The organism is Streptomyces sp. NPDC001544 (assembly GCF_042894285.1).
Lineage (GTDB): Bacteria > Actinomycetota > Actinomycetes > Streptomycetales > Streptomycetaceae > Streptomyces.
Genome location: NZ_JBIAVN010000008.1, coordinates 1 through 11754, shown reverse-complemented (window position 1 = coordinate 11754; position 11754 = coordinate 1). Strand labels below are relative to the sequence as shown.

Annotated in this window: 9 protein-coding genes; 5 read left to right on the top strand and 4 right to left on the bottom strand. The window is 70.6% G+C overall.

Annotation, left to right across the window (positions count from 1 at the left end):
* Positions 1-11: 11 nt before the first annotated feature.
* Complete coding sequence (locus ACFY0F_RS21175) at positions 12-725, top strand: hypothetical protein (RefSeq protein WP_388796288.1); 714 nt, start codon at positions 12-14, stop codon at positions 723-725.
* 5 nt (positions 726-730) lie between these two features.
* Here ACFY0F_RS21175 and ACFY0F_RS21170 read toward each other — a convergent pair whose 3' ends face one another.
* From ACFY0F_RS21170 to ACFY0F_RS21160, 3 genes are all read right to left on the bottom strand, one after another.
* The gene (locus ACFY0F_RS21170) at positions 731-1918 is read right to left on the bottom strand and encodes a sulfotransferase family protein (RefSeq protein WP_388796286.1); all 1188 of its coding nucleotides are present in this window, start codon (positions 1916-1918) and stop codon (positions 731-733) included.
* Positions 1919-2017: 99 nt separating this feature from the next.
* On the bottom strand, positions 2018-4096 hold the full coding sequence (locus tag ACFY0F_RS21165) for a TIM-barrel domain-containing protein (protein ID WP_388796284.1): 2079 nt from the start codon (positions 4094-4096) through the stop codon (positions 2018-2020).
* Positions 4097-4192: 96 nt separating this feature from the next.
* Positions 4193-5206 (bottom strand): LacI family DNA-binding transcriptional regulator, encoded by a 1014-nt coding sequence (locus ACFY0F_RS21160; protein ID WP_388796280.1) that lies wholly within the window; start codon positions 5204-5206, stop codon positions 4193-4195.
* A 751-nt stretch (positions 5207-5957) separates the two neighbouring features.
* Between ACFY0F_RS21160 and ACFY0F_RS21155 the strand changes: the two genes are divergently transcribed.
* The gene (locus tag ACFY0F_RS21155) at positions 5958-7892 is read left to right on the top strand and encodes an acyl-CoA dehydrogenase family protein (RefSeq protein WP_388796277.1); all 1935 of its coding nucleotides are present in this window, start codon (positions 5958-5960) and stop codon (positions 7890-7892) included.
* Between the two features lie 236 nt (positions 7893-8128).
* Here ACFY0F_RS21155 and ACFY0F_RS21150 read toward each other — a convergent pair whose 3' ends face one another.
* A complete protein-coding gene (locus ACFY0F_RS21150; RefSeq protein WP_388797056.1) occupies positions 8129-8578 on the bottom strand; it encodes a lamin tail domain-containing protein in 450 nt (149 codons plus the stop codon).
* Positions 8579-8775: 197 nt separating this feature from the next.
* Here ACFY0F_RS21150 and dxr point away from each other — a divergent pair, with 197 nt between their 5' ends.
* From dxr to ACFY0F_RS21135, 3 genes are all read left to right on the top strand, one after another.
* Positions 8776-10047: a 1-deoxy-D-xylulose-5-phosphate reductoisomerase gene (dxr, locus tag ACFY0F_RS21145; protein WP_388796274.1), complete on the top strand. Its 1272-nt coding sequence runs from the start codon at positions 8776-8778 to the stop codon at positions 10045-10047.
* An 8-nt stretch (positions 10048-10055) separates the two neighbouring features.
* Positions 10056-11345, top strand: coding sequence for a M50 family metallopeptidase (locus ACFY0F_RS21140; protein WP_388797053.1), 1290 nt, complete (start codon positions 10056-10058; stop codon positions 11343-11345).
* A 170-nt stretch (positions 11346-11515) separates the two neighbouring features.
* Positions 11516-11754, top strand: a 239-nt coding sequence (locus ACFY0F_RS21135; protein ID WP_388796271.1) for a flavodoxin-dependent (E)-4-hydroxy-3-methylbut-2-enyl-diphosphate synthase, incomplete at its 3' end; no start/stop codon positions are given.

The window sequence follows — 11754 nt, the reverse complement described above, 5'->3', positions numbered from 1 at the left end:
GAAGGGACACCATGGCAACACGCACGCTGAGCAGGGCCGTCAAGGCCCTGCTGGCCCCCGCCCTCGCCCTCGGCGCCACCGTCGGCCTCGCCTCCGCCCCCGCCTCGGCCGCCGTCTGGAACTCCTGCGAGCAGTACGGCAACACCAGCCTGAACGGCTACACGCTCTACAACGACATCTGGGGCTCCGGCGCCGGCAGCCAGTGCATCTGGGCCAACTCCGGCACCAACTGGGGCGTCTGGGCCAACCACCCGAACACGGGCGGCATCAAGTCCTACCCCAACGCCAAGAAGGTGATCAACAAGTCGATCACCTCCCTGTCCTCGCTGAGCAGCAGCTACAACGTCACCGTCCCGTCGTCCGGTTCGTACAACACCTCCTACGACATCTGGGACACCAACCACGCCTACGAGATCATGCTCTGGGTCAACAAGACCGGAGCCGTCGGCCCGCTCGGCACCTCGCAGGGCACCGTGACCCTCGGCGGCTCCACCTGGAACGTCTACAAGGGCAACAACACGGCCAACGACGTCTTCTCGTTCGTCCGGACGTCGAACTCGTCCTCCGGCACCGTGAACATCCTGCCGATCCTCAAGTGGATCAAGGACACCAAGGGCTGGTTCGGCAACGTCACCATAGGTGACCTGCAGTTCGGCTTCGAGATCACGTCCTCGTCGGGTGGCCTGAACTTCACCACCAACAGCGAGAGCGTCAGCAGCGGCTGATCCCGTCAGGCCCGGTCGACCTCCGCCCGGAGGGCGTCGTAGTCCGCGAAGGCCGCCGCGACGTCGTCGCGGGTCAGGCCGTACCGGGCGAGGTCGTACCGGTGCGGCCGGGCCCTCCCGGGGCGGGCGGTGACCGCGGACAGCCGGGCCGCCTCGGAGTCGGTCCACGCGGCACCCATGGCCGCGTAGAGCTTCGGGGCGCCCGTGGCCGGCTCACCGGCGAGCCAGGAGTAGGGCACGTCCACCAGGGCCTCGGGAGGGATGGCGGCACGGGAGGCGAGGCCGCGGGCCGCGCTGCGGCTCAGCAGCTCCAGCCACGTCGCGCCGATCCAGTACAGGTCGACAGGGCTGGTGCTCACGGCCATGCCGTGTTCCACCAGGCTGCAGAACGACGCCACGACGGTCTCCGGGTCGCGATGCGTCCACACGATCGTGGCGTCCGGGAAGACCGTGCGCAGCGCGTCCAGGTTCTCCAGGTGCAGGGGCGACTTCAGCACCCAGCGGCGGCGGGGACGCCCGTACTGGAGCACCTGGTAGACCCGCTTGAGATGACGGTAGTCGGGCACGAAGTCCCGGGCGCGGTGCCAGGCCAGATACCCGGGGACCCGCGCCTGGGACAGCGGCATCACGGTGTGCGGCAGCGCGAAGGTGCACTCCTCGGGGCCCTCGGGGAGCAGCCGGTGGATGTCGCGGAAGTGCGGCGCGAACAGGTCGATGGAGCCCACCAGCCGGCGCGCCGCCGTGATCGCCCGGTCCCGCTCGCCGGGCTCCCGGTACAGGCCGGGCGTGAGCAGCTCCCAGAGCATCGGGCAGCGGTGTTCCCCCGAGAGCGACAGCACGCCGTGGGTGAGCGTGGTGGCGGTACGGGGCAGACCCACCACGAACACCGGGCGTTCGATCGGCTCCTCCTCGATCGCCGGGTTCTCCGCGATCAGCCGCCGGATCCCGGCCCGGCCCGCGAGGTGTCTGCCGACGTGTCGCCGCGCGGACAGCCAGCCCACCGGTGTGAGGTCCTCGGCGTCCGCCCAACATCGCAGCAGGAACCGGAAGTCGTCGACGAACTGCTCGTCGCCGTACGCCCGCCCGGCCTCGGCCAGCAGTCGGTCGAACGCGCGGTCGGGCGTACGGCGGGAGCGGGCGCCGGGCCGGAGCAGCAGATTGGCCAGGCCGAGGGCGAGGGGACCGGAGGACATGGGGGCGGACTCCTGTCACGGGGGACCGGGGGGAGCGAACCTACCCCCGGTAACCGCCGTGCGACCCAGCGGAGTTGAGACAATTCCGCCCGGGGCCTGCTACGCCTGCGCCTGCTGCTCCTGCTCCTGGATGGGCAGTGTCGCCCCGTCCCGCAGGAACAGCGGGATGCGGTCCAGGGGGGCGTCGACCGTCACGGTCGTACCGCCGTCGTACGACTCACCGGTCCACGCGTCCGTCCAGCGGGCGCCCGCCGGGAGGTACGTCGTGCGGGCGGTGGCGCCGGACGTCAGCACCGGGGCGACGAGCAGGTCCCGGCCGAAGAGGTAGGCGTCGTCCACCGACCAGGCCGTCCGGTCGTCCGGGAACTCCAGGAACAGCGGTCGCATCACCGGCAGTCCCTCCTCGTGGGCCTCCCGCATGATCCGCAGCACGTACGGCCGCAGGCGCTCACGCAGCCGCAGGTACCGCTCCAGGATCGCGCCGGCCTCCTCCCCGTACGACCACACCTCGTTCGGGCCGCCGGTCATCTCCGGCCCCAGTTCCATGCCCGGGTCGCGGAAGCCGTGCAGGCGCATCAGCGGGGACAGCGCCCCGAACTGGAACCAGCGGACCATGACCTCGCGGTACGCCGGGTCGTCGGGGTCGCCGCCGTGGAAGCCGCCGATGTCGGTGTTCCACCAGGGGATGCCGGACAGCGCCGTGTTGAGGCCGGCCGCGATCTGACGGCGCAGGGTCGGGAAGTCGGTGCCGATGTCACCGGACCACAGGGCGGCGCCGTAGCGCTGACTGCCCGCCCACGCCGAGCGGTTGAGGGTGATCACCTCGTCCTCGCCGGACGCCAGCAGACCCTCGTGGAAGGCGCGGGCGTTCTCGGCCGGGTAGATGTTGCCGACCTCCAGGCCGGGGCCCGCCCAGTAGCGCAGATTCTCCGCGAAGCCCGGCTTCAGTTCGGGCTCGCAGGCGTCCAGCCAGAAGGCCGTGATGCCGTACGGGTCGAGGTAGTTCTCCTTCACTCGGGACCAGACGAACTCCCGGGCCTCGGGGTTGGTGGCGTCGTAGAAGGCCACCTGGACCGTGGCGGCGACCTCCTTGTCCGGCCAGTCGGCGTGCGCCATCGGACCGTACTGGGTGCCGATGAAGTAGCCGCGCTGCTCCATCACCGGGTGGTTCTCCGACAGCGGGGACACCGAAGGCCACACGGACACCACCAGCTTGACGCCCATCTCCTCCAGTTCACGGACCATCGCAGCCGGGTCCGGCCACTCCTTCGGGTCGAACTTCCACTCGCCCAGGTGGGTCCAGTGGAAGAAGTCGCAGACGATCGCCGACAACGGCAGCCCCCGCCGCTTGTACTCCCTGGCCACCGCGAGGAGTTCGTCCTGGGTGCGGTAGCGCAGCTTGCACTGCCAGAAGCCCGCGGCCCACTCCGGGAGCATCGGCGTACGGCCGGTCACCGCGCTGTAGCGGCGCTGGCCGTCGGCCGGGCTGCCCGCGGTGATCCAGTAGTCGATCTGGCGGGCGGAGTCGGCCACCCAGCGGGTGCCGTTGTGCGCCAGCTCCACCCGGCCGATCGCCGGGTTGTTCCACAGCAGGGTGTAGCCGCGGCTGGAGGACAGCACCGGGATGCCGACCTCGGCGTTGCGCTGCACCAGATCGAGGACCAGGCCCTTCTGGTCGAGGCGGCCGTGCTGGTGCTGGCCCAGGCCGAACAGCTTCTCGTCCTCGTACGCGGCGAAGCGCTGCTCGAGGCGGTGGTGGCCGTTGCCGACCGCCGTGTACAGGCGGGAGCCCGGCCACCAGAAGTGGGCGCGTTCCTCGGCCAGCAGCTCGGACAGGTCGTCGGTGCGCAGGAACCGGATCAGGCCCTCGGCGTCGACCTCCACGGTCAGCGCGCCGACCGTCAGGCGGGCCTCCCCGTCGCCGATCTTCACGGTGCTGTCGCTCGGCGGCGGAGTGTCGCGCAGGGCGCCGGGGAGGGAGTCGAGCACGGGACCGCCGAGCCGGGCGCGCACCCGGACCGCGTCCGGACCCCAGGGCTCGATGCGTACCGTCTCCTGGCGGCCGCTCCACTCCAGTGCCCCGTCCCGCTCGCGGAACGTGCCGACGGTGGGGGAGGACTGCGCGAGGCTGACCTTGGGCCGCGCTGCGGCAGGCTGGGTTTCGGCAGGCTGGTTCACGGGGCTGGCTCCTGGGATGCGGACGGGCATGCCGACGGGCATGCGGGCATGGGGGTGCCTGGGCTCGCGGGGTGTTGCGGGGGGTGATCCGGTGGATCAGGAACCGGACGGCGCCGGGCCGGAGCTGGCCCGGGCGGTCAACTCCGGTGCGATCAGCACGACTTCGTCGCTGCCACGGCCGTCGAGCTTGGCCACCAGGTGCTCCACGGCGTACCGGCCCATCTCCTGCGCGGGGATGGCGACCGACGTCAGACGCACCGAGGCCTGCACGGCGACCTGCTCCGGGCAGATCCCGACCACCGACACGTCCTCGGGCACCGCCCGGCCCTGCTGGCGCAGCAGGGCGAGCAGCGGCTCGACTGCGGACTCGTTCTGCACCACGAACCCGGTGGTGCCGGGGCGCTCGTCGAGGATCCGGGCGAGCGTGACGGCCATCGCGTCGTACCCGCCCTCGCACGGGCGGTGCAGCATCCGCACGCCCAGCTCCCGGGCGCGGGTGCGCAGACCGTCGAGGGTGCGTTCAGCGAAGCCGGTGTGCCGTTCGTAGACCGCGGGGGCCTCGCCGATGACCGCGACATCACGGTGGCCGAGCTTCGCCAGATGCTCCACGCACAGCGCGCCGGTCGCCGCGAAGTCCAGGTCGACGCAGGTCAGGCCGGAGGTGTCGGCGGGCAGGCCGATGAGGACGCAGGGCTGGTCGGTCTGGCGCAGCAGCGGCAGCCGCTCGTCCTCCAGCTCGACGTCCATCAGGATCATCGCGTCGGCCAGCCCGCTGCCGGTGACCCGGCGCACCGCGTCGGGGCCCTCCTCGCCGGTGAGCAACAGGACGTCGTAGCCGTGGGTGCGGGCGGTGGTGGCCACCGCGATGGCGATCTCCATCATCACCGGTACGTACATGTCGGTGCGCAGCGGGATCATCAGCGCGATGATGTTCGACCTGCTGCTGGCCAGGGCGCGGGCGCCCGCGTTCGGGTGATACCCGAGCTCCCGGATGCTCTGCTCGACCCGCTGCCGGGTGGTGGCGGAGATGGACCGCTTGCCGCTGAGGACATAGCTCACCGTGCTCGCCGAGACTCCGGCGTGCTGGGCGACCTCGGCGAGGGTGACCATCCAGCTCTCCAAGCTTTGTGAAGCGCTTCGACAGTGCGCGTGGTTGACAAGGGCGAGTGAGGGTGTATCGACAGTAGCTTCAGCGGGGGTGGGTGTCCATAGTCCGTCGAAGCGCTTCGACACCGATTTGCAGCCCGACGCGAGCAGGCCAAGCGGGGGCAACCTTCCGTCCGAACGCCCCCGCCCGGGGGCGGTACACGCACCGTCCCCCCGCAGGAACCCCGGATGCAACCCCACGGACCGCACCGCGACGGGGTCCGGGGGCGCGGTGGCCTCCGGCGGGATTCCGGGGGCGGAGCCGCGCGGGGGGCGGGGGACGTGGCTCTGGTGGGGTGCGGGGCGGAGTGACGTGGTGGTTCCGGGCGTTGGCCCCGTGGGGTGCAAGGGTGGAACCCCGGGGGCCGGGGTTCGGCAGCCCTGTTGGGGTGCAGAGGTGGAGCCCTGGGGGGCTCGGGGGGGGGGCGTGGTCCCCGTGGGGTGCAGGGGCGCAGCCCCGCGGGCGTCCGGGGGCGCACCCCCGGTGGGGTTGAAGGGGCGGAGCCCCTGGGGACGGGAAGGGTGGGGGCGGCGGGGGCGAGGAAACGCACGCCCTGCCTCAAGTCGCCGGGCCGGCGTAGCCGAGCGGCCCGTGTGGGCCGAACGGACGCGCCAGGACTGGTGGGGGCGGCCCGTTTCGGGTACGAACGATCCAGTAGCACTGGTCGGTAACGAACGGTCCGCAATCATCCCTCTTCGCGGCGAGGTGAGCCTCATGTCCGCCCCCACCACCAAGAAACCCACCGTCACCGAACGCGAGGCCCGCCAGGTGGCGGAGGCCGCCCGGGAACAGGACTGGCGCAAGCCCAGCTTCGCCAAGGAACTGTTCCTCGGCCGCTTCCGGCTCGACCTCATCCACCCGCACCCCCTCCCCGCCGACGAGGACGCCCAACGCGGCGAGGAGTTCCTCGCCAAACTGCGCGACTTCTGCGAGACGAAGATCGACGGCGCCCGGATCGAGCGCGACGCGCAGATCCCGGACGAGGTCATCGACGGGCTCAAGGAGCTCGGCGCGTTCGGCATGAAGATCGACACCAAGTACGGCGGCCTGGGCCTTACCCAGGTCTACTACAACAAGGCCCTCGCCCTGGCCGGCTCCGCCAACCCGGCGATCGGCGCGCTGCTGTCGGCCCACCAGTCGATCGGCGTACCGCAGCCCCTCAAACTGTTCGGCACCCAGGAGCAGAAGGACACCTTCCTGCCCCGCTGCGCCCGCACCGACATCTCCGCCTTCCTCCTCACCGAGCCGGACGTCGGCTCCGACCCCGCCCGGCTGGCCACCACGGCCGTCCCCGACGGCGACGACTACGTCCTCGACGGCGTGAAGCTCTGGACCACCAACGGGGTCATCGCCGACCTGCTCGTCGTCATGGCCCGCGTGCCGAAGTCCGAGGGGCACAAGGGCGGTATCACCGCGTTCGTGGTCGAGGCCGCCTCGGAGGGCGTCACGGTCGAGAACCGCAACGCCTTCATGGGCCTGCGCGGCATCGAGAACGGCGTCACCCGCTTCCACCAGGTGCGCGTCCCGGCCGCCAACCGCATCGGCGAGGAGGGGTCGGGCCTGAAGATCGCCCTGACCACCCTCAACACCGGCCGACTGTCGCTGCCCGCGATGTGCGCCGGCGCGGGCAAGTGGTGCCTGAAGATCGCCCGCGAGTGGTCGGCGGCCCGCGAGCAGTGGGGCAAGCCGGTCGCGCTGCACGAGGCCGTCGGCTCCAAGATCAGCTTCATCGCGGCCACCACCTTCGCACTGGAGGCCGTGCTGGACCTGTCCAGCCAGATGGCCGACGAGAACCGCAACGACATCCGCATCGAGGCCGCCCTCGCCAAGCTGTACGGCTCCGAGATGGCCTGGCTGATGGCCGACGAACTGGTGCAGATCCGCGGCGGCAGAGGTTTCGAGACGGCCGCGTCGCTCGCGGCCCGTGGCGAGCGCGCCGTCCCCGCCGAGCAGATCCTGCGCGACCTGCGCATCAACCGGATCTTCGAGGGCTCCACCGAGATCATGCACCTGCTGATCGCCCGCGAGGCCGTCGACGCCCACCTGTCGGTCGCCGGTGACCTCATCGACCCCGACAAGACCCTCTCGGACAAGGCGAGGGCGGGCGCGAACGCCGGAGTCTTCTACGCCAAGTGGCTGCCGAAACTGGTCGCGGGCCCGGGGCAGCTTCCCTCCTCGTACAGCGAGTTCAAGCACGAGGTCGACCTCTCCGGCCATCTGCGCTTCGTCGAGCGGCACGCCCGCAAGCTCGCCCGGTCCACCTTCTACGCCATGTCCCGCTGGCAGGGCCGGATGGAGACCAAGCAGGGCTTCCTGGGCCGGATCGTGGACATCGGCGCCGAGCTGTTCGCGATGAGCGCCGCCTGCGTCCGGGCGGAACTGCTGCGCGGCCAGGGCGACCACGGCCGCGAGGCCTACCAGCTCGCCGACGCCTTCTGCCGCCAGTCCCGCATCCGGGTCGAGGAACTCTTCGGCCGGCTCTGGAACAACACCGACGACATCGACCGCAAGGTGGTCAAGGGCGTCCTCGGCGGCGCCTACGAGTGGCTGGAGCAGGGAGTCATCGACCCGTCCGGGGACGGCCCGTGGATCGCCGACGCGAGCCCCGGACCGTCCCGGCGGGAGAACGTGCACCGTCCGGTGCGTTAGGGCCTGTCCGGCGGATCAGATCGCAGGGCACGGGCGGTGCCTCATCGGCGCTGGTGAGCGGGGCTTGGTGCGTCCGGCTGCAAGGCGGAGGAGGGCGTCGACGCGGAGCGTCGGCGACCGACGACAACGCTGCAGGTGGGCGTGCCAAGCCCCGCGTCTGCGGCATGATCCGCCGGACAGGCCCTAGCCCGCCGGACGGGACGGGTCAGCCGGACGGGGGCAGTCGTACCCGACGGTCAGCAGTACTTGTCGCTCGGGTCCCGCGTCGTCCAGGAGCAGGAGTCGACCTTGGTGCCGCTCGCCTTGGTCAGCGTGGCCGTGTCGCTGGTGTTGTTCCAGACGTAGGCACGGCGGTCCTGGTACTTGTTCGACGCGGTGTCCGAGCCCTGGCCGGTGTGGACCTTCATGGTCTTGCCCGCGCCGATCTTGACGTTCGGGAACACGTACTTGTGGTTGGAGGCGTCCTTGAGGATCCAGCCCTTGAGGGAGACCGCCGAACCGCTGGTGTTCTTGATCTGCACCCACTCGGCGTTCAGGCTGGCATTGGAGCGGTTGTCCGGGCCGGGGCTGTCGAACCAGACGTGGTAGATGCTGACCCCGCCGGCGGCTTCGGCGGGCGTGCTGAGCAGGGTGCCGGTGAGCACGGCGGCGCCCGCGAGCGCGGGCAGAGCGGCGCGTATGCGCATGGAGAATCCCCCCAGGGTGTCGTCCACGGCCGGGCGAAGCTCCGTATCGCCGCCCGGCCAGACAGAAGTGTTATCACACGATCTTCACCGAGACTTCACATCGGCGAATCCGTCCCATCCGGCGATGAGAGCTGATAAGGCACCCGCCCGAGGGACGCGCTGTCCAGCGGGCCGCCGGTTGCGGCAACAATGGAGGGATGACCGACAGTCCCGCCAGTCCGGCGCCCCTCGCCGACCCGCACCTCGTCTACGACCCTCTCGCGGGGGACGGTCCCAAGGACGTGGTGATCCTCGGCTCCACCGGATCGATCGGCACCCAGGCCATCGACCTCGTGCTGCGCAACCCCGACCGCTTCCGGGTGACCGCCCTCTCCGCGAACGGCGGCCGGGTGACCCTCCTCGCCGAGCAGGCGCACCGGCTGCGGGTGCGGACCGTCGCGGTCGCCCGCGAGGACGTCGTACCGGCACTGCGCGAGGCGCTCGGCGCCCGGTACGGCGCCGGGGAGCCGCTCCCCGAGATCATCGCCGGACCCGCCGCCGCCACCCAGGTCGCCGCATCCGACTGCCACACCGTGCTGAACGGCATCACCGGCTCCATCGGCCTGGCGCCCACCCTCGCCGCCCTGGAAGCGGGCCGCACCCTCGCGCTCGCCAACAAGGAGTCGCTCATCGTCGGCGGCCCGCTGGTCAAGGCGCTCGCCAAGCCCGGCCAGATCATCCCGGTCGACTCCGAGCACGCCGCGCTCTTCCAGGCGCTCGCCGCCGGGACGCGGGCCGACGTGCGCAAGCTCGTCGTCACCGCCTCCGGGGGCCCCTTCCGCGGCCGTACGAAGGAGCAGCTCGCCGACGTCAGGGTCGAGGACGCCCTCGCGCACCCCACCTGGGCCATGGGCCCGGTGATCACGATCAACTCCGCGACACTGGTGAACAAGGGCCTGGAAGTCATCGAGGCGCACCTCCTCTACGACATTCCCTTCGACCGCATTGAGGTGGTCGTGCATCCCCAGTCGTATGTCCACTCGATGGTTGAGTTCACGGACGGATCGACACTGGCCCAGGCGACGCCCCCGGACATGCGCGGGCCGATCGCCATCGGCCTCGGCTGGCCCGAACGGGTGCCCGACGCGGCGCCCGCCTTCGACTGGAGCAAGGCTTCCACCTGGGAGTTCTTCCCGCTCGACAACGACGCCTTCCCCTCGGTGAACCTGGCGCGCCGCGTGGGAGAGCTCGCGGGCACGGCCCCGGCGGTGTTCAATGCGGCCAACGAGGAGTGCGTCGAGGCGTTCCGCACCGGCGCGCTGCCGTATCTCGGGATCATGGAGACCGTCACCCGGGTGGTGGAGGAGCACGGCACCCCCCGGACGGGAACCTCGCTCACGGTGTCGGACGTCCTCGAGGCGGAGACCTGGGCCCGGGCCCGGGCCCGTGAACTGACAGCGCAGACGGCGACCGCGGAGGCGCGTGCATGACGACCCTGATGTTCATCCTCGGCATAGGCGTCTTCGCGCTGGGGCTGCTGGTCTCCATCGCCTGGCACGAGCTGGGACACCTCTCCACCGCCAAACTCTTCGGCATCCGCGTGCCGCAGTACATGGTCGGCTTCGGCCCGACCGTCTGGTCGCGCAAGAAGGGCGAGACGGAATACGGGTTCAAGGCGATCCCCATGGGCGGCTACATCCGCATGATCGGCATGTTCCCGCCCGGCGACGACGGCCGGATCACCGCGCGCTCCACCTCCCCGTGGCGCGGCATGATCGAGGACGCCCGCTCGGCCGCCTACGAGGAGCTCCAGCCGGGTGACGAGACCCGCCTGTTCTACACGCGTGCCCCGTGGAAGCGGGTCATCGTGATGTTCGCGGGCCCCTTCATGAACCTCGTCCTCGCGGTGGTGCTGTTCCTCACGGTGCTGATGGGCTTCGGCATCACCCAGCAGACCACCACCGTCAGCTCGGTCTCCAAGTGCGTGATCTCCCAGACGCAGAACCGGGACACCTGCAAGAAGTCCGACCCCGTCTCCCCGGCCGCCGCCGCGGGCCTGAAGGCCGGCGACAAGATCGTCTCCTTCGACGGGGTGAAGACGGACAACTGGAACAGGCTCTCAGACCTGATCCGCGCCAACCCCGGCAAGACCGTGCCCATCGTCGTCGAGCGGGGAAGCCACGAGGTCACCCTGAAGGCGACGCTCGTCGAGAACCAGGTCGCGAAGAAGGACTCCCACGGGCAGCTCGTCAACGGCTACACCAAGGCCGGCTTCCTCGGCTTCAGCGCCGCCAACGGCGTCGTACGCCAGGACTTCGGCGAGTCGGTGACCTGGATGGGCGACCGCCTCGGCGAGGCCGTGGACTCCATCGCCGCGCTCCCCGGCAAGATCCCCGCCCTCTGGAACGCCGCCTTCAACGACGCCCCCCGCCAGCCCGACTCCCCGATGGGCGTGGTCGGCGCGGCCCGCGTCGGCGGAGAGATCTTCACCCTCGACATCCCGCCCACCCAGCAGCTGGCGATGTTCGTCATGCTGGTCGCCGGCTTCAACCTCTCCCTCTTCCTGTTCAACATGCTCCCGCTGCTCCCGCTCGACGGCGGGCACATCGCGGGAGCCCTGTGGGAGTCGCTGCGCCGGCACGTGGCGAAGGTGCTGCGCCGGCCGGACCCGGGCCCGTTCGACGTGGCGAAGCTGATGCCGGTGGCTTACGTGGTGGCCGGGATCTTCGTCTGCTTCACGATCCTGGTCCTGATCGCGGACGTGGTTAACCCGGTCAAAATCTCGTAGTCGCGCGGCGTTTTCCGGCGGCCTGGGCCCTGAGGTCCGGGCCGCCTCCTATTGAGTGGGTTTCCGGGTGGGATGTGCTGACGCGTTCGCCGGTGCCGTAATCTCGAATCCTGGAGCCCGATGCCTGAACGGGACCGGATCATGATCCACGACTTGGGGTTGCACAGCAGATGACTGCGATTTCTCTCGGCATGCCGTCCGTTCCGACCAAGCTCGCCGAGCGCCGGAAGAGCCGGCAGATCCAGGTCGGAACCGTGGCGGTCGGCGGGGACGCGCCGGTGTCGGTGCAGTCGATGACGACGACCCGTACGTCCGATGTCGGGGCGACGCTGCAGCAGATCGCGGAGCTGACGGCGTCGGGTTGTCAGATCGTGCGGGTGGCGTGTCCGACGCAGGACGACGCGGACGC

Coding starts and splice junctions, on each gene's coding strand:
- ACFY0F_RS21170 (WP_388796286.1), bottom strand. CDS start 1,918: ATGTCCTCCGGTCCCCTCGCCCTCGGCCTGGCCAATCTGCTGCTCCGG.
- dxr (WP_388796274.1), top strand. CDS start 8,776: ATGACCGACAGTCCCGCCAGTCCGGCGCCCCTCGCCGACCCGCACCTC.
- ACFY0F_RS21140 (WP_388797053.1), top strand. CDS start 10,056: ATGTTCATCCTCGGCATAGGCGTCTTCGCGCTGGGGCTGCTGGTCTCC.
- ACFY0F_RS21160 (WP_388796280.1), bottom strand. CDS start 5,206: ATGGTCACCCTCGCCGAGGTCGCCCAGCACGCCGGAGTCTCGGCGAGC.
- ACFY0F_RS21155 (WP_388796277.1), top strand. CDS start 5,958: ATGTCCGCCCCCACCACCAAGAAACCCACCGTCACCGAACGCGAGGCC.
- ACFY0F_RS21175 (WP_388796288.1), top strand. CDS start 12: ATGGCAACACGCACGCTGAGCAGGGCCGTCAAGGCCCTGCTGGCCCCC.
- ACFY0F_RS21150 (WP_388797056.1), bottom strand. CDS start 8,578: ATGCGCATACGCGCCGCTCTGCCCGCGCTCGCGGGCGCCGCCGTGCTC.